Below are 17,560 nucleotides of genomic sequence, written 5' to 3' on the forward strand. Positions count from 1 at the left end.
GGGCATATGGCTGAATTCAAGGAAATCTCCCCGAACGCCTCGGCGACCGCGAAGGTCACGAACTGGTTCGAGAACCGCTTCCCCACCGCGTTCGCGCTGTACCGCGACCACATGTCCGAGTACTACGCGCCGAAGAACTTCAACTTCTGGTATTTCTTCGGCTCGCTCGCCATGCTGGTGCTGGTCATCCAGATCCTCACCGGCATCTTCCTCGTGATGCACTTCAAGCCGGACGCGGCCAAGGCGTTCGAGTCGGTCGAGTACATCATGCGCGACGTGCCCTGGGGCTGGTTGATCCGCTACATGCACTCGACAGGCGCCTCGGCGTTCTTCATCGTCGTGTACCTGCACATGTACCGCGGCCTGATCTACGGCAGCTTCCGCAAGCCGCGCGAGCTGGTGTGGATCTTCGGCTGCGCGATCTTCCTCACGCTGATGGCGGAGGCCTTCATGGGCTACCTGCTGCCCTGGGGCCAGATGTCCTACTGGGGCGCGCAGGTGATCATCAACCTGTTCTCCGCGATCCCCTTCATCGGCCCGGACCTCTCCACGTGGATCCGCGGCGACTACGTGGTCGGCGACGCGACGCTGAACCGCTTCTTCAGCTTCCACGTGATCGCGGTGCCGCTGGTGCTGCTCGGCCTGGTGGCTGCGCACATCCTGGCGCTGCACGACGTCGGCTCCAACAACCCGGATGGCGTCGAGATCAAGGCCGGGCCGAAGGACGCGAACGGCAAGCCGGTGGACGGCATCCCCTTCCACCCGTACTACAGCGTACACGACATCTTCGGCGTCGGCGTGTTCCTGATGGTGTTCTCCGCCATCATCTTCTTCGCACCCGAAGGCGGCGGCTATTTCCTGGAGTACAACAACTTCATCCCGGCCGACCCGCTGAAGACGCCCGCGCACATCGCGCCGGTCTGGTATTTCACGCCGTATTACTCGATGCTGCGCGCCATCACGACGCAGATGATGTATGCGCTCTCGATCATCCTCGTGGTCACGGTGGCCTGGGTGTTCGTCAAGGGCCGCGCCGCGGCGGCCGCCAAGGCCATCCTGGCGGTGATCGCGCTGGTGTTCCTGTGGCTGTTCGGCGCGTTCGCGTTCATGGGCGTGGACGGCATCGACCCGAAGTTCTGGGGCGTGGTCGTCATGGGCGCCGCCGTGGTCATCCTGTTCTTCCTGCCCTGGCTGGACGCGAGCCCGGTGAAGTCCATCCGCTACCGTCCGGGCTGGCACAAGTGGGTCTACGCGGTGTTCGTGGTCGACTTCGTCGTGCTGGCCTACCTCGGCACGCAGCCGCCGTCGCCGACGGGCCAGCTGATCTCGCAGATCGGCACGCTGTTCTACTTCGGCTTCTTCCTGCTGATGCCGTGGTGGACGCGCCTGGGCGAATTCAAGCCCGTGCCGGACCGCATCACCTACGTCGCGCACTGAGCGGAGCACACGAATGAAGAAGATCCTCCTCGCGCTCGTCGCCGTCCTCGGCCTCGCCGCCGGCAGCGCCTTCGCCAACGAAGAAGGCGTCGCCTGGGACAAGGCGCCCAACAGCCTCAACGACCTGACCTCGCTGCAGAACGGCGCCAAGCTGTTCGTCAACTACTGCCTGAACTGCCACTCGGCCGCGTACATGCGCTACAACCGTCTGCGCGACATCGGGCTGAGCGAGCAGCAGATCAAGGACAACCTGCTCTTCACCACCGGCAAGGTCGGCGAGACCATGAAGGCCTCGATCGACCCGAAGCAGGCCAAGGACTGGTTCGGCGCGAACCCGCCCGACCTGACGCTGATCGCGCGCTCGCGCTCGGGTCATGGCGGCACCGGCGCGGACTACCTCTACACCTACCTGCGCACCTTCTACCGCGACCCGTCGCGTCCGACGGGCTGGAACAATCTGGTGTTCCCCAATGTCGGCATGCCGCACGCGCTGTGGCAGCTGCAGGGCGAGCGCGAGCCGGTCTTCGACGAACGCGAGGTCCACGGCCACCCGGAAAAGGTCTTCACCGGCTGGAAACAGCTGACGCCCGGCACGATGACCACCGTCGAGTACGACCACGCGGTCGGCGACCTGGTGAACTACATGCAATGGATGGGCGAGCCGGCGCAGAACTCGCGCGTGCGCGTCGGCGTCTGGGTGCTGCTGTTCCTCGTGCTCTTCACGGTCTTGGCCTGGCGCCTGAACGCTGCGTACTGGAAAGATATCAAATGAGGGAGCGCGGCCCGCAGCCGGGCCGCATCCTTCCACGCTGAATTTGCCTCGGGTGGACTTGCGTCCACCCTTACTGTTTAAGGAACCGCCATCATGATGGTCCTGTATTCCGGAACCACCTGCCCCTTCTCCCATCGCTGCCGTTTCGTGCTGTTCGAGAAGGGCATGGACTTCGAGATCCGCGACGTCGACCTGTACAACAAGCCCGAGGACATCAACGTGATGAACCCGTACGGGCAGGTGCCGATCCTGGTCGAGCGCGACCTGATCCTGTACGAATCCAACATCATCAACGAGTACATCGACGAGCGCTTCCCGCATCCGCAGCTGATGCCCGGCGACCCGGTGGACCGCGCGCGCGTGCGCCTGTTCCTGCTCAATTTCGAGAAGGAACTGTTCGTGCACGTGAGCACGCTCGAGTCGCGCGCGGCGAAGAGCAACGAGAAGGCGCTGGAGAAGGCGCGTTCGCACATCCGCGACCGCCTGACGCAGCTCGCGCCCGTGTTCCTCAAGAACAAGTACATGCTGGGCGACAATTTCTCGATGCTGGACGTCGCCATTGCCCCGCTGCTGTGGCGCCTGGACTACTATGGCATCGAGCTGTCCAAGAACGCGGCGCCGCTCCTCAAGTACGCCGAGCGCATCTTCTCGCGCCCGGCCTACATCGAGGCGCTGACGCCCTCCGAAAAGGTGATGCGCAAATAAACTGCGCAGACGATGAACGCGCTGGAATCGACGTCGACCCGACCGTACCTGATCCGTGCCCTGTACGACTGGTGCACGGACAACGGGCTCACGCCCTACGTGGCCGTGCTGGTCGACGACACGGTGCAGGTGCCGCGCGAGTACGTCAAGAACGGCGAGATCGTGCTGAACATCAGCTTCGACGCGACCTCGTCGCTGAAACTGGGCAACGACTTCATCGAGTTCAAGGCGCGCTTTGCCGGCACCGCCCGGGAGATCATGGTGCCGGTCAACCGGGTCATCGCGATCTACGCGCGCGAGAACGGGCAGGGCATGGCTTTCCCGGTGCCGGTGCAAGGTGGGGCCCAGGACGCGCCGGCGGGCAAGTCGTCACCGCTGACCAGCGTGCCCGCGGCCGGCGGCGTCGACGAGGACAACAAGATCGTGCAGCTCGTGAATCCGGAGGCCGGCGAAGGCCCCGGCTCCGATGACGAGCCGCCGCGCCCGCCCAGCGGCCCGCGCCCGGCGCTCAAACGCGTCAAGTGACGCGTGCGACGCCTAGAATCCACCCGCACCCGGCCGATTTAGCTCAGGGGTAGAGCAACCGCCTTGTAAGCGGTAGGTCGTCCGTTCAAATCGGACAATCGGCACCATCCCCCTGCGCCCGCCGTCCCGCTCGCCGGGCCGGCTGTTACGTTCGCTTGCCAACAAGTTGGACCTTGAGCCGAATTGCGTTAACCTGCGCACCCCGGCGCTGAAGCTCAGCAGTCAGAGCGGGCAGAACCTGCCTCAGCTTCGCCGCCGCGGCGTTGTTGTCCACCAGCAGGCACCAGCCGGTGCCATCGATGGGCCCGGCCCGGACGGCGGACCGCAACGGTTTGGGGATCAGGAATTCGACAGCCTCGAGCCGCTCGCGCGATTCGCGCGCGAGTTGCACGAGCCGCGCCAGGGTCGGTGCGTCCTCCATGGCCTGGAGGACGGGCACGAATCGGCGGTTCGGGGCAGGCGTCGTCATGGGGAGATAGTGCAGTGCATTTCATTATCACGGACGCATCGCTCGCCAGAAGCCGCGCGGTGCACCTGAGCGGCTTGCAGCTCGTCGCCGCCATGCTGACCATGTCGCTCGCGCTCATGCTGTGCGCCGCGGGCATGTACCACTGGGTGTTCCTCAAGGGCGCGCGCGAAGGCTGGCCTGTCGTGGGCGCCCTGGTGAAGTTCGTCGTGCGCGACGAATTCGAGCAACGCGACCGCTTCATGCGCGAGAACCTCGATGCGATGGCGCGCAAGCTCGGCGAGATGCAGGCCAAGCTCGTGCAGCTCGACGCGCTGGGCGAGCGCGTGTCGGGCCTGGCGGGCGTGAACATCGCGGACTTCCGCCAGCCGGCGGGCCAGGGCGGCGCGCTGATCGACGCCCGGCCGCTGTCGATGGAGGAACTGCAGTCCACCCTCGCGCAGCTGGAGCAGTCCAGCGGCCACCAGGTGGACCTGCTCACCGTGCTCGAGTCGCGCCTGATCGACCAGAAGATCGGCAAGATGATGCTGCCGACGCAGCAGCCGGTCGCGAACGCGCCGCTCGGCTCGCCGTTCGGCTGGCGCATCGACCCGTTCACCGGCCGCACGGCCCTGCACACCGGCATGGATTTCGAGGCGCAGCAAGGCACGCCCATCCTGGCGGCCGCAGGCGGCGTGGTGGTCACGCAGGAACTGCATCCCGCCTACGGCAACATGGTCGAGATCGATCATGGCAACAACCTCATCACCCGCTATGCCCATGCTTCGCGCGTGTTCGTGAAGCAGGGCGACGTGGTCAAGCGCGGCCAGAAGATCGCCGCGGTGGGCACCACGGGCCGCTCCACCGGCCCGCATTTGCACTTCGAAGTGCTGGTGCAAGGCGTGCCGCAGGACCCGCACAAGTTCCTTTCCGCGGGCAGCAACCTGCCCATGGCGCAGGCGGGGCGCATCGCGGCGACGGCGGGCGCCCGCAGGTAAAATCCTGCTCTTCGCCGCAGCGGGCTATTGGTTTGGCCCGCCGCAGCCCCACCTCCTGGGAAGACACATCACCGCCGGGGCGCAGTCCTGGGCCGCGTCCACCGTCCATGTCCAAGAACATCCTCACCCAGATCTTCGGTTCGCGCAACGACCGCCTGCTCAAGTCGTACCGCAAGACCGTCGAGCGGATCAACGCGCTCGAGCCCCAGTTCGAGAAGCTCGGCGACGCCGAGCTGCGCGCCAAGACCGACGAGTTCCGGGCCCGCTTCGGCCAGGGCGAAACGCTCGACGACCTGCTGCCCGAAGCCTTCGCCGTGGTGCGCGAGGCCGGCAAGCGCGCCTTGCGCATGCGGCATTTCGACGTGCAGCTGATCGGCGGCATCGCCCTGCACAACGCCAAGATCGCGGAGATGCGCACCGGCGAGGGCAAGACGCTGGTGGCGACGCTGCCCGTGTACCTGAATGCACTGGCCGGCAAGGGCGTGCACGTCGTGACGGTGAACGACTACCTCGCCAATCGCGACGCGCAGTGGATGGGCAAGCTGTACAACTTCCTCGGCCTCAGCGTCGGCATCAACCTGCCGAACATGCCGCGCGAGGAGAAGCAGGCCGCCTATCGCTCCGACATCACCTACGGCACGAACAACGAGTTCGGCTTCGACTACCTGCGCGACAACATGGTGTACGAGGTCGCCGACCGCGTGCAGCGCGGCCTCAACTACGCGATCGTCGACGAGGTGGATTCGATCCTGATCGACGAAGCCCGCACGCCGCTGATCATCAGCGGCCAGGCCGAGGACCACACCCAGCTGTACATCGCGATGAACCGCGTCGTGCCGCTGCTCACGAAGCAGGAAGGCGAGGCCGATCCGCGCACGGGGGAAGGTGTCACCAAGCCCGGCGACTTCACGGTCGACGAAAAGGCGCACCAGGTCTACCTCACGGAACAGGGCCACGAGAGCGCCGAACGCATCCTGTTCAACCTCGGGCTGATCCCCGAGGGCGGCTCGCTGTACGACCCGGCGAACATCACGCTGATGCACCACCTGAACGCGGCGCTGCGGGCCAACCACCTGTACCACCGCGACCAGCATTACGTGGTGCAGGAAGGCGAGGTGATCATCGTCGACGAGTTCACCGGCCGCCTGATGCAGGGCCGCCGCTGGAGCGAGGGCCTGCACCAGGCCGTGGAAGCCAAGGAAGGCGTGGCGATCCAGGCCGAGAACCAGACGCTCGCGTCGATCACGTTCCAGAACTACTTCCGCCTGTACGGCAAGCTGGCCGGCATGACCGGCACCGCCGACACGGAAGCGTACGAATTCCAGGAGATCTACGGCCTCGAGACCGTGGTGATCCCGCCGAACCGGCCGAGCCGCCGCGAGGATCAGCTCGATCGCGTCTACAAGACCACGCGCGAGAAGTACGAAGCGGCGATCAAGGACATCAAGGAGTGCTTCGAGCGCGGCCAGCCCGTGCTGGTGGGCACGACGTCGATCGAGAACTCGGAGCTGATCTCGGAGCTGCTGCAGAAGCAGAACCTGCCGCACCAGGTGCTCAATGCCAAGCAGCATGCGCGCGAGGCCGAGATCGTCGCGCAGGCCGGCCGGCCGAAGATGATCACGATCGCCACCAACATGGCGGGCCGCGGCACCGACATCGTGCTGGGCGGCAACGTGGAGAAGGCCGTCGAGGCCGTCGAGGCCGACGAGACGCTCGATGCGGCGGCGAAGCAGTCGCGCATCGCCGAGCTGCGCGCGCAGTGGCAGAAGGACCACGAGCTGGTCGTGGCGCAGGGCGGCCTGCGCATCATCGCCACCGAGCGCCACGAGTCGCGTCGCATCGACAACCAGCTGCGCGGCCGCTCCGGCCGCCAGGGCGACCCCGGCTCGTCGCGCTTCTACCTGTCGCTGGACGACCCGCTGATGCGCATCTTCGCGGGCGATCGCGTCAAGGCGATCATGGAACGCCTGAAGATGCCCGACGGCGAGGCCATCGAGGCCGGCATCGTCTCGCGTTCGATCGAGAGCGCGCAGCGCAAGGTCGAGGCGCGCAATTTCGACATCCGCAAGCAGCTGCTCGAATACGACGACGTCTCGAACGACCAGCGCAAGGTGATCTACCAGCAGCGCAACGACATCATCGACGCGGCCGACCTCACGGCGCAGATCGCGTCGCTGCGCGAAGGCTGCTTCACCGACATCGTCCACCAGTTCGTGCCGCCCGAGTCGGTCGAGGAGCAGTGGGACCTGCCGGGCCTGGAAAAGGCGCTGGAGGAATACGGGGTGCGGCTGGATCTGCAGAAGGAAGTGCAGGGTGCCGCCAGCATCACGGACGAAGACATCGTCGAGAAGGTGATGCGGGCTGCCAACGAGGCGTTCGAGGCCAAAGTCCAGCAGATCGGCCCGACGAACTTCACGCAGTTCGAACGCATCGTGCTGCTGCAAAGCATAGACACGCACTGGCGCGAGCACCTCGCCGCGCTCGATTACCTGCGCCAGGGCATCCACCTGCGCGGCTACGCGCAGAAGCAGCCGAAGCAGGAGTACAAGCGCGAGGCGTTCGAGCTGTTCGGGCAACTGCTCGATTCGGTGAAGAACGAGGTGACCAAGGTCCTCATGACCGTGCAGGTGCAGTCGGGCGAGCAGCTCGAGCAGGCGGCCGACGAGATGGAAGACCGTGCCGAGCGCATCGCCAATGTCACCTACAGCGCGCCGACCGAAACCGGCGAGGTCGAGACCAAGGTCGACGAGAACACGGCGCGCGCTGCAGCGCCGGTCCTGGCCGCGGCCATGGCACACGTCGGCCGCAACGATCCTTGCCCCTGCGGCAGCGGCAAGAAGTACAAGCACTGCCACGGCAAGCTGGCGTAGCGCACGGCCCGGAGAGGCGCGAGGCCTTTCCTCTTAAGGTCGCCCGGCACCGGGCGGCAAAGTTCCGCGATCTGCTCACGCCCCCTGTCAATGTTGACAGGGGGGTAGACGCGCGCCTTCGCCTTTACCTCTTCAATGGGGCACTCCAATTTGTAACCAAGGTGCATCCCATGGACGTCGTTGAGATAGCTGCTTACCCTTCGCGCGCGGAGCCGCGCATGCCTGCCCCCCTGCGCCGGCGCATCGAGCGCGAATTTGCCGCCCGCTGGCGTGACCAGTGGGGAGGCAGGTTCATCCTGCATGGACGGCCACCGCTGCCGGGCGCCGTGCGCCTGGATGGCAACGACTATCTGAGCGTCACCGGCCATCCCGAGGTCGTGCAGGCCCAAGTGAGCGCATTGCGCGCGGACACCGAAGCGGTCGTGCAATCGGGCGTGTTCCTGCTCGATCACCATCCCGCCCGCGCGTTCGAGAAGGCGATGGCTGCGTGGCTGGGCAAGGAGGACACGTTCCTGTGCCAGTCGGGTTACGCGGCCAACCTCGGCCTGCTGCAGATCATTGCCGACGAATCGACGCCGGTCTACCTCGATTCGCTCGCGCACATGTCGTTGTGGGAAGGCGCGCGCGCGGCACAGGCGCCGGCCCACGCGTTCCGTCACAACGACATCGCCCACCTCGAGCGCATGGTGCAGGCCCATGGGCCGGGCGTGGTGGTGGTCGATTCCGTCTACAGCACGACCGGCGCGTTGTGTCCGCTGGAGGAGGTCGTCGCCGTCGCGGAGCGCCACGATTGCACGATCGTCGTCGACGAGTCGCACTCGATGGGCACGCATGGCCCGCAGGGTGCGGGCCTGTGCGCGCAGCTGGGGCTGACGCATCGCGTGCACTTCATCACCGCGAGCCTCGCCAAGGCTTTCGCCGGGCGCGCCGGCCTGTTCACGGCCCCGCGCGAGATGCGCTGCTACGTGCAGATCTCGGCCTACCCGAACATCTTCAGCTCGTCGCTGCTGCCGCACGAGATCGCCGGCCTCGCCGCCACGCTGGGCGTGGTGCGCAAGGCGGGCCGGGCGCGCGACCGCCTGCACGCGAACACGCGCCGGTTGCGACGAAGCCTGGCCGATGCCGGCTACCCGATCCACCACGGCAGCGAGCAGATCATCGCGCTGGAAGCGGGCAGCGAGCCCGCGGCGATGCGACTGCGCGACGTGTTCGAGGAACGCGGGGTGATCGGCGCAATCTTCTGTGCGCCCGCGACGAGCAGGAACCGCGCGATGCTGCGGCTCACGCTCAACTCGGGCCTGACCGAGAGCGAACTGGAGCATGTGGAGTGCGTCGCGCGTGAAGCCGCACCGCTGCTCGCACCCTGGGACTGGCCGATCGCGCGGCGGCAGCGCTCGCGCGCAGCCGCGTGAGCCATCAGGCCTGCACGGCGCGCCCTTCCTGGCGCGCCAGCCACTGGCGGTAGCTGTCGGCCGGGTCCGGGCCATGGGACGGGTCGATGTCGAACAGGGCACCCAGCAGGGACGACTGGTCGCCGAACCCGAACGCCGCCCTCAGCGGCGGCGGCCCCTGCCGCCCGAGCGCCTGGCGCAATTCGAGTGCGGCCAGGGCTCGCCCGGCACGGATCTCGGCCAGCGCATCCGCCCCGAGCCCTTCGCCTTCCGCCAGCTCGGCGAGCGCGTCCAGCCCCTCGCGCGGCTCGAGCTGCAGCCAGCTCACCTGGCCCTCCGCGTCGAGGCCCAGGACGCCGAAGGGATCGCCGATCACCACGTACTCGACCCAGCGCTTTGCAGCGAATTTCGCGAGGTCGCGGCTGATCGCCGGCGCGCGCATCAAGGCGTTCTGCTCCGGGCTGAGCGTGGCGCGCCAGATCTGCGCATGACGCGCGTTGGGCGCATCCAGCAGGTGCTGCACGGCCTCGATGAGGTGCTTGGAGATGTCGGGCGTCTGCTTGGCGATGAACTGGTCGATGAGGCCGCGATTGAACGCGCGCACCGCCACCTGTTCGTCCGCCTGGCCCGTGAGCAGCACACGCGAGCCCGGCCAGTCGACCAGCTCGCCGAGCGCGGTGAGCCCGTCCATCGCGGGCATCGAATAGTCGACCACGCACACGCGCGTGAGGGCATAGCGCTCCGTGTACTTGGACCAGTAGGCGAGCAGCTGCGGGATCAGCGGCTTGCCGGCGCGCCATTGCTCCACCAGCTGCTGCTGGTTCCAGGCGTCGGCTTCCCAGAACGGGGGCTCCTGCTGGAGGTAGTTGATGCATTCCAGCGGGCGCAGGAACAGTTTCACGTGCCACTGGCGCGGCAGCACGAGAGCAAGCATCTCCAGGTAGTCGGGATCGTCGTCGAGGAAGACCACGGTGCCTGGTCGGCGGAACAGCGGAAAGCTCATGGGCACGCCATTGTGTCAGGGCTGCTCCGAGGTCGGCAAATCGATCGTGAACACGGCGCCATGACCAGGCTGCGACTTCACGCGGATGCTGCCGCGCGTGCTGTGCACGACCTGCTGGCAGAACGCGAGCCCCAGGCCGTGGCCCGTGCCGTGGCTGGTGGAGAAAAAGGGCTCGAAGATGCGCGGCTGCAGCTCGGGGTCGATGCCCACGCCGCGATCCGCGATGACGATGCGCCCGCGCCCCTGCTGCACGCCGACCTCGATCGAGAGGTCGCCCGGCTGCACCGCGTTGCTCGCCGCAGCGAGCGAACGCAGGGCGTTCTTCAGCAGGTTGTCCATCACTTGCGAGAACAGGGCCTGCGAGCCCTGGAAGACGAAATCGCGGTGAACGCGCACGCGCACACTTTCCTTTTCGCGGGTGCTGCGGAACGGGTAGTTCGCCACCGCGGTGGCCACCAGGTTGCCGGCCGAGATCGACTCGCGCCGTGTGGGCAGGCGCGTGAGGCGCGCGTTGGCGATCTGCATGTCGATCTGGTGGTTCATGTTGCGCACGAGCGTATGCAGCCGCATCGCGAGCTGCTCGAGCTTCATGCGTGCGTGCGCGTCCTCGCACTCGCTCGCCCCGCCGCGCACCGCGTCGCCGATCAGCGCCATGGTCGCCAGCGGCGTGCGCAGCTCGTGCGCCATGATGCCCATGGTGGTGAGCGTGTGGTCCAGGTGCTCGCGCCGCAGATTGGCGGACGAGAGGCCCAGCAGCATGCCCATGCTTACGCAGAAGGCCAGGACCATCGCGTTCGTCCAGAACAGTTCGTGGCTCCAAGGTGGCGTGACCGGCCCGGTGATGTCGAACAGCAGGCGCGCGGCCATGCCGCCCAACGCGAGGCCGACGGTGGCGATGCGCCAGTCCGTCGCGAAGTAGTACGTGAGGATCATCGCCGCCATGCTCGCGAGCCAGGCGGCGTTGCCGCCGTTGCACAGGTACATCCACGAGAACAGGAACGGCAGCTCGAACCAGAACACGGCGGTGAACACCTGGCCGGAGAGGCGGCTGGTCGGGTCCTTCGAGACGGCATTGCTGACCAGCAGCAGGCCCAGGGATGCGGTGAACAGGCGCAGCGGCAGGTTCTCGTAGGGCTGCGGCAGCCACACGGCCCACACGAACCAGAAGAGCGGATGGCCAAACAGCGTGAACAGGCCCAGGCCCTTCATGCGCAGGGGCGAGGGATGCAGCACGGGCACCAGCGGTGCCGTCACCACTTCCTCCTTCAGCCAGCGCGCGATCCCATGCGACAGCGCCGGCCGCGGTGGCGTCGCCGCGGTCGGTGCGAAGCGCGTATCCCGGGTTCTCTCCAACGGCACGTCCGAAACACTGTGAGGGAGCATGCTATTGTCCCGGTTCTTCCACATCACGTCGATGCAGCTACCTGTTAACTTTGACAGTGTGAGCCTGGACGGCCTCTTGAGTGATTGGGTGGGTGCCCTGCGTGAATTCTCGGTCGAGGCCGTCACCGTCCTCGGTCCCGATCCGTTCGGCAGCAGCGAGGATCGGCAGGTGGTCGCCGTGCATCCGCCCATCGTCGCCGACGCCGCGCGGGCCCTGGCCGAAAGCCGCGACTTCGGCGCGCCCTGGCGCGATTCGGATGCGCCGCTGGTCGCGTGGCAGCACATCGCGAAGTCGGAGCAACTGAGTTCCAGCCGCTGGCGCATGCTGTGGCTCGCCCATGGCTTCCAGACCGTCGTGCGCGTGGAGTTCTCCCTGCCCGCGGGGCGCGCCTTCGAGTGCTTCATGTTCAGCCCGCGCGAGCTCACGGACCGCGCCGAAGCGGCCTCGCTCGCCTGGTCGGCGTTGAACATCTGGCCGCTCGTGAAGCGCGGCATCGCGAGCGACCGCTCGAACCTGAGCCCGCGCGAGAGGGAATGCCTGGTGCTGGCCTTCCAGGGGCTCACGGCACGCGAAACCTCGCAGGTCCTCAAATGCAGCGAGCGCACGGTGAACTACCACCTGGCGAACGCGATGTCCAAGCTCAAGGTCGACAACAAGATGGCGGCGATCCAGCGCGCGTGCTGGTTCGGGGCGATCTGACCGGGCGGAAACCCCGTCGATGGGTTTACAGTACGGCCACTCCCCGAGTGCCCCATGAAGGACGAAGACCGCACCGCCTCATTGATGACCCCGGCCAAGCTCGCCCAGGTCCAGCCGAAGGCGCCGGGGACCCCGGCCGCGTGGCTGGACCGGATGGCCACCGACGCGGGCCACCAGCACGTGCGGCGCCTGTCCGAGTTGCGGGTGGACCTGCAGGCGCAGGCCGGCAAGCGCGATTTCGCTCCCCTGGCCGCGGCCATTGCGCGCGCCGGCGAGGCCCTGCCCGGGCTCGATTTCGGGCTGTTCCAGAAAAAGGGCGGGCTGCTCGCGCGCCTGACAGGCAAGGATCGCAACGCGGTGGCGGAATTCGCATCGCAATACGATGCGATCCAGGCGGCCACCGGCGCTCTCGACGCACAGGCCCGGGTCCTGCAGGGCAAGCAGGGCGACCAGGCGAGCCGCACCGACCTCACGCTGCTGGAGTTCGAGGTGGAATTCCGCGCGCTCGACAAGATCATCGACCAGGGCGCGCGCTGGCTGCAGGACATGCGCAACCAGCTGAAGGCGCGCGAGGCGCAGGGCGGTGACGAGGCGGCACGGCGGCAGATCGACGAAGACACGAAGCGCTGCGAACTGCTCGTCGGGCGCCTGAAGGCGCTGCGTGCGCTCAGCACGGCCGCGCAGCAGTCGCACCAGCAGGCGCAGGCCACGGCGACCCGGCGCGCCGGCGTCGTCCAGGTGCTCCAGAAAAGCGTTGCCGCGCAGCTGAAGAACTGGCATGCCCGGGTGTCACCGCTGGCCGACGCGGCGCGCAGGGGGGAAAGCCGGCCCTTGGGCGTGGAAAGCGCGATGGATAGCCATCGCGACCTGCAGCTGGGCCTGAAGCAGGCCGGGGCCGATTGCGGCCAGCTGCAGGCGCACGAGAAGGCGCTCGCGGAAAGCCTGGATGCGCTCGGCGACTACTTGCAGGCCGCCAGGTCCTGAAAGCCCGACGGAGCGCCCCATGCCGTTCCTCGCCGTCGACGTAGGCAACACGCGCATGAAGTGGGCGCTGTACGACGCGCCGCGTCCCGGCGCCGCGCTGTTCGCGCACGGCGCGGAGTTCCTGGAGAACATCGACAAGCTCGCCGAGGGCACCTGGTCCGCCCTGCCGGCGCCGAAACGGATGCTCGGCTGCGCGGTGGCCGCCGATGCCGTGAAGCGCCGCGTCGAGGAGCAGATGGAGGAGCTGTGGGACGTGCCCGCGCAATGGGTCGTCCCGAGCGCGGGCGAGGCGGGCATCGTCAACGGCTACGACCACCCGACCCGGCTCGGCGCGGACCGCTGGGTGGCGATGATCGGCGCGCGCCAGCGCATGCTCGCCTGCGGACCGGCGCGGCCGATGGTCGTGGTCATGGTGGGCACGGCCGTCACCGTGGAAGCGGTGGACGCGACCGGCGCATTCCTCGGCGGCTTCATCCTTCCGGGTCACGGCATCATGCTGCGCGCGCTCGAATCGGGGACGGCCGGCCTGCACGTGCCCACCGGCGACGTGCGCGAATTCCCCACCAACACGTCGGACGCGCTGACCAGCGGCGGCACCTTCGCCATCTCCGGCGCGATCGAGCGCATGGTGCAACACGTGCGCCAGCGCTGCGGCGAGGACCCGGTGCGCTACATGACCGGCGGCGCGGGCTGGAAGATGGCGCCCCACATGTCGCTGCCTTTCGAGCTGATCGAGAGCCTGATCTTCGATGGCCTGCTGGTGATCGCGCAGGGCCGCTTCGGCGGCTAGGCCGAGAGCCCGTCGACGGCCTGGCGCATGGCCTGGCGCGCCTGCGCCAGCACTTTCTGCTTCCACTGGGGCGTGTCGGTGTAGAACGCGTCGCGAATGCGCTGGCGGATCTGCGCGGCCAGCGCGGTTTCGGCATGCGGGTGGGCGCGCAGCCACTGCTCGCCGCGCAACACCTCGAGGGTTTCCAGCATGGGCACCGTGCCGTACTCCAGCGCGATGCTGGTGAACTCCGCCTGCGGGCATTCCTCGACTGCCGCGGTCCACATGAGACCGGTGAGGAAGGCCGAACTGGACGAGCCGTCGTAGATCGAGGTTACCGGCGTCGCGCCGCCGCTGTCCCACCAGGCCTGCGCGCGCGCCAGCGTGGCCGCGTCGTCCGGGCCCGCCAGGATGCGTTCTCCCACACCCGCAGGCCCCAGCCCCGTATGGAAATCGATCCATGCCAGCCGTGCCGCGCGCTGTCCGTGCGCGCGCAGCACCTCGCGGATCGCCAGGTTGCTCCAGCTCGGCGCCTGGCCTCCATAGAACAGTCCGTCGGGAAATTCGTGCTGGCCGCGGCTGATGACGGCCTGCAAGGCCGCGAGGCCGCGGGTTGCGATGTATTGCGCGATCGCCGCCTGGTTCGCCGGCGTGGGTGGCCACTCCTGGGGCACCAGCAGCGGGTCCAGTTCGCGGTAGCCGGGGTTCTCCGGCAGTCGCTGGCGAAAGTCGAGGAAGTTGCGGTTCAGGTCGATGTTCTCGTGCGTGGCGCGGCCCAGGTGCGAGAACCCCCAGGGATTGAGCGCGTGCACGTACACCACCGCCACGCCGCGTTCGCGCGCCCGGGCGCGCCAGCTCGCGTCGCGCAGCGCAGCCACCTGCACGCCGCTGCCGCAGAAGCCCTCGGCGCCATGGCAGGCGCTGGTGAGCAGCAGCACGTTCGGCGCATTGGGGTGGCCCTCGCGCACGACGTCCATCGCCAGCTCCTCGCCCTGCGCGCCGCGCAGCGGATGGACCTTGCTTTCGACCTGGAGGCCGGCCGCTTGGGCGGCTTCGATGAATTTCCGGCGCGCCTCCCAATACGACCCGGAAAAGGACTCCTCCCCTGAAACCGTCATGCCTTGTCCCTGGCCAGCCACGCCTCGGCGAGCCGTACCCAGTACGTGGCGCCGAGCGGGATCAGCTCGTCGTTGAAGTCGTAGCTCGGGTTGTGCAACATGCACGGTCCCGCGCCGTGGCCCATCTCGCGATGCGCGCCGTCGCCGTTGGCAATGAAGCAGTACGCGCCGGGCTTGGCCTGCAGCATGTACGCGAAGTCCTCGGCGCCCATGGTCGGCTCCTGCTTGAGCACGTTCTCCTCGCCGACGATGGACATCATCACCTGCCGCGCGAACTCGGCCTCGTCCGGCCAGTTGGTCGTCGGCGGGTAGTTGCGCACGAATTCGAATTCGCAAGTCGCGTCGTGTGCGGCGCTCACGTGTTCGGCCACCTGCTTCATGCGCCGCTCGATCATGTCCAGCACTTCCACCGTGAAGGTGCGCACGGTGCCCTGCAGCTCGCAGCTGTCGGGCACGACATTGGTGGCCTCGCCCGCGTGGATCATCGTCACCGAGATCACGCCGGCATCGATCGGCTTCTTGTTGCGGCTCACGATCAGCTGGAAGGCGTTGACCATCTCGCAGGCGATCGGCACCGGATCGATGCCGTTGTGGGGCAGGGCCGCATGGCTGCCGCGCCCGCGGATGGTGATCTTGAATTCATTGCTCGAGGCCATCACCGGGCCCGGGCTGACGGCGAACTGGCCGACGTTGCCGCCCGGCCAGTTGTGCATGCCGAACACGGCCTCCATCGGGAACTTGTCGAACAGGCCGTCCTTGATCATCTCGCGCGCGCCGCCGCCGCCTTCCTCGGCCGGCTGGAAGATCAGGTAGACGGTGCCGTCGAAATTGCGCTGCTTCGCGAAGTGCTGCGCCGCGGCCAGCAGCATTGCGACATGGCCATCATGGCCGCATGCGTGCATCTTCCCGGCGTTCCTGCTGGCGTGCTGGAAGGTGTTGAACTCCTGCATGGGCAGCGCGTCCATGTCGGCGCGCAGGCCCACGGCGCGCGAACTGCTGCCGTTCTTGACGATGCCGACCACCCCGGTGGTGCCCAGGCCCCGGTGGACCGGGATGCCCCACTCGGTGAGTTTGGCCGCAATGACGTCGGCGGTGCGGTTCTCTTCGAAGCAGAGTTCGGGATGCGCGTGGATGTCGCGCCGGATCGCGGTGATGGCCGCGGCCTGCGTGACGACGGAGTCGAGGATGTTCATGACAAGCGAAGAAGCGTTGCTTGAAACTGCCAGTCTAGCTGCGCGGCCGCTTTCTCGCCACGCGCCGATCTCCGCGAGAATCGCGTGATGCAGTCCACACCGATCACCGTGTCGCCCGCGGCCCTGGAGCTCGCGCAGGCGCTGGTGCGCCTCGACACCGAAAGCAGTCGCTCGAACCTGGCGCTCATCGACCTCGTGCGTGCGGAGCTCGCCCGGCTGGGCATCGAGAGCCGCCTCACCTTCAACGAGGAGCGAACGAAAGCAAACCTTTTTGCGACGATCGGGGAAGACAAGCCGGCGGGCGTGATCCTGTCCGGCCACACGGACACGGTGCCCTGGGAAGGGCAGGCCTGGAAGTTCGATCCGCTCGGCGGCGAGATCGCCGACGGCAAGCTCTACGGTCGCGGTTCGGCCGACATGAAGAGCTTCATCGCGATCGCGGTGGCCAGTGCCGAAAGCTTCCTGCACAGCAAGGCCCCGTTCGCGATCCACCTGGCCCTCAGCTTCGACGAGGAAGTCGGCTGCTTCGGCGTGCGCCACCTGATCGCGGACATGCGCGACGCCGGCATCCAGCCGCTCGCCTGCATCGTCGGCGAGCCCACCAGCATGGTCCCGGCCATCGCGCACAAGGGCGTGTACCGCTACCGCTGCTGCGTGCGCGGGAAGGAAGCGCACTCGTCGCTCACGCCGCAGTCCGTGAACGCGATCGAGATGGCGGCGCGCGTGATCGCCCGGCTGCGCGACATGGCCGAAGGCTTCGAGCGCAGTGAGCAGCGTTACGAGGGTTTCGACGTGCCGTTCTCCACGGCCAGCGTCGGCCAGTTCCATGGCGGCATCGCGGACAACGTGGTGCCGCGCGACGCCGAGTTCCGCTACGAGTTCCGCGACCTGCCCACCGCGGACGTGGGCGCGATGCAGCGCGAAGTGGTCGACTACGCGAAGTCGCTCGAACCCGCGATGAAGCGCATCGCGCCCGATGCCGGCTTTTCCTTCGAGACGATCTGCGAGATCCCGAGCTTCCTCGGCTCGGCGCAGGACGGCATCACGCGGCTGGCGCAGCGCCTTGCGGGCGAGTCGCGCACCACCGAAGTCGCCTTCGGCACCGAGGCCGGCATCTTCAAGAGCTGCGGCATCCCCACGGTGGTCTGCGGCCCGGGCAGCATCAACCAGGCCCACCAGCCCGACGAATACGTGACGCTGGAGCAGCTCGCGCGCTGCGAGCAGTTCATGCGCGGGCTGGCGGCCGCGCGTGAGATCGGCTGAAGGA

Annotated in this window: 16 protein-coding genes and 1 tRNA gene; 12 read left to right on the forward strand and 5 right to left on the reverse strand. The window is 67.5% G+C overall.

Annotation, left to right across the window (positions count from 1 at the left end; all coding sequences use genetic code 11):
• Positions 1 to 6 precede the first annotated feature (6 nt).
• From AC3EF3_RS02150 to AC3EF3_RS02170, 5 genes are all read left to right on the forward strand, one after another.
• The gene (locus AC3EF3_RS02150; protein ID WP_488530514.1) at positions 7 to 1,437 is read left to right on the forward strand and encodes a cytochrome b; all 1,431 of its coding nucleotides are present in this window, start codon (positions 7 to 9) and stop codon (positions 1,435 to 1,437) included.
• A gap of 13 nt (positions 1,438 to 1,450) precedes the next feature.
• Positions 1,451 to 2,209 (forward strand): cytochrome c1, encoded by a 759-nt coding sequence (locus AC3EF3_RS02155; RefSeq protein ID WP_488530515.1) that lies wholly within the window; start codon positions 1,451 to 1,453, stop codon positions 2,207 to 2,209.
• A 93-nt stretch (positions 2,210 to 2,302) separates the two neighbouring features.
• Positions 2,303 to 2,914, forward strand: a complete 612-nt coding sequence (locus tag AC3EF3_RS02160; RefSeq protein WP_153584510.1) for a glutathione S-transferase N-terminal domain-containing protein — start codon at positions 2,303 to 2,305, stop codon at positions 2,912 to 2,914.
• Between the two features lie 12 nt (positions 2,915 to 2,926).
• Positions 2,927 to 3,439: a ClpXP protease specificity-enhancing factor gene (locus tag AC3EF3_RS02165; protein WP_488530516.1), complete on the forward strand. Its 513-nt coding sequence runs from the start codon at positions 2,927 to 2,929 to the stop codon at positions 3,437 to 3,439.
• Positions 3,440 to 3,471: 32 nt separating this feature from the next.
• Positions 3,472 to 3,546, forward strand: a tRNA-Thr gene (locus AC3EF3_RS02170).
• 38 nt (positions 3,547 to 3,584) lie between these two features.
• Here the strand turns inward: AC3EF3_RS02170 and AC3EF3_RS02175 are convergent.
• Entirely contained in the window at positions 3,585 to 3,908 is a 324-nt protein-coding gene (locus AC3EF3_RS02175) for a hypothetical protein (RefSeq protein WP_488530517.1), read from the reverse strand.
• 14 nt (positions 3,909 to 3,922) lie between these two features.
• Here AC3EF3_RS02175 and AC3EF3_RS02180 point away from each other — a divergent pair, with 14 nt between their 5' ends.
• The 3 genes from AC3EF3_RS02180 (at position 3,923) to cqsA (ending at position 9,164) form a co-directional block, all read left to right on the forward strand.
• The gene (locus AC3EF3_RS02180) at positions 3,923 to 4,882 is read left to right on the forward strand and encodes a M23 family metallopeptidase (RefSeq protein WP_488530518.1); all 960 of its coding nucleotides are present in this window, start codon (positions 3,923 to 3,925) and stop codon (positions 4,880 to 4,882) included.
• A gap of 107 nt (positions 4,883 to 4,989) precedes the next feature.
• Positions 4,990 to 7,752 carry a preprotein translocase subunit SecA gene (gene secA, locus AC3EF3_RS02185; RefSeq protein ID WP_488530519.1) on the forward strand — a complete coding sequence of 921 codons (2,763 nt, stop codon included), beginning with the start codon at positions 4,990 to 4,992 and terminating at the stop codon, positions 7,750 to 7,752.
• A gap of 170 nt (positions 7,753 to 7,922) precedes the next feature.
• On the forward strand, positions 7,923 to 9,164 hold the full coding sequence (gene cqsA / locus AC3EF3_RS02190) for an alpha-hydroxyketone-type quorum-sensing autoinducer synthase (protein WP_488530520.1): 1,242 nt from the start codon (positions 7,923 to 7,925) through the stop codon (positions 9,162 to 9,164).
• Positions 9,165 to 9,168: 4 nt separating this feature from the next.
• On the opposite strand, the gene AC3EF3_RS02195 is transcribed toward cqsA, so the two are convergent.
• A complete protein-coding gene (locus tag AC3EF3_RS02195) occupies positions 9,169 to 10,146 on the reverse strand; it encodes a response regulator (RefSeq protein ID WP_488530521.1) in 978 nt (325 codons plus the stop codon).
• 15 nt (positions 10,147 to 10,161) lie between these two features.
• On the reverse strand, positions 10,162 to 11,505 hold the full coding sequence (locus AC3EF3_RS02200; protein ID WP_488530522.1) for a sensor histidine kinase: 1,344 nt from the start codon (positions 11,503 to 11,505) through the stop codon (positions 10,162 to 10,164).
• A 100-nt stretch (positions 11,506 to 11,605) separates the two neighbouring features.
• Between AC3EF3_RS02200 and AC3EF3_RS02205 the strand changes: the two genes are divergently transcribed.
• The 3 genes from AC3EF3_RS02205 to AC3EF3_RS02215 are packed head-to-tail and all read left to right on the forward strand — an operon-like array spanning position 11,606 to position 14,003.
• Positions 11,606 to 12,229, forward strand: coding sequence for a helix-turn-helix transcriptional regulator (locus tag AC3EF3_RS02205; protein ID WP_488530523.1), 624 nt, complete (start codon positions 11,606 to 11,608; stop codon positions 12,227 to 12,229).
• A gap of 54 nt (positions 12,230 to 12,283) precedes the next feature.
• Positions 12,284 to 13,213, forward strand: a complete 930-nt coding sequence (locus AC3EF3_RS02210; protein ID WP_488530524.1) for a hypothetical protein — start codon at positions 12,284 to 12,286, stop codon at positions 13,211 to 13,213.
• A gap of 19 nt (positions 13,214 to 13,232) precedes the next feature.
• Complete coding sequence (locus AC3EF3_RS02215) at positions 13,233 to 14,003, forward strand: type III pantothenate kinase (RefSeq protein ID WP_488530525.1); 771 nt, start codon at positions 13,233 to 13,235, stop codon at positions 14,001 to 14,003.
• Here the strand turns inward: AC3EF3_RS02215 and AC3EF3_RS02220 are convergent.
• Together AC3EF3_RS02220 and AC3EF3_RS02225 are read right to left on the reverse strand one after the other, a co-directional pair.
• A complete protein-coding gene (locus AC3EF3_RS02220; RefSeq protein WP_488530526.1) occupies positions 14,000 to 15,100 on the reverse strand; it encodes a M14 family metallopeptidase in 1,101 nt (366 codons plus the stop codon). The two genes, AC3EF3_RS02215 and AC3EF3_RS02220, sit on opposite strands and share 4 nt — an antisense overlap.
• Entirely contained in the window at positions 15,097 to 16,293 is a 1,197-nt protein-coding gene (locus tag AC3EF3_RS02225) for a M20 aminoacylase family protein (protein ID WP_488530527.1), read from the reverse strand. Before AC3EF3_RS02225 ends, AC3EF3_RS02220 begins: the two co-directional genes overlap by 4 nt.
• 87 nt (positions 16,294 to 16,380) lie before the next feature.
• Here AC3EF3_RS02225 and argE point away from each other — a divergent pair, with 87 nt between their 5' ends.
• The gene (gene argE, locus AC3EF3_RS02230) at positions 16,381 to 17,556 is read left to right on the forward strand and encodes an acetylornithine deacetylase (protein ID WP_488530528.1); all 1,176 of its coding nucleotides are present in this window, start codon (positions 16,381 to 16,383) and stop codon (positions 17,554 to 17,556) included.
• Positions 17,557 to 17,560: the final 4 nt, after the last annotated feature.

The organism is Ramlibacter sp. GS1-15 (assembly GCF_057785015.1).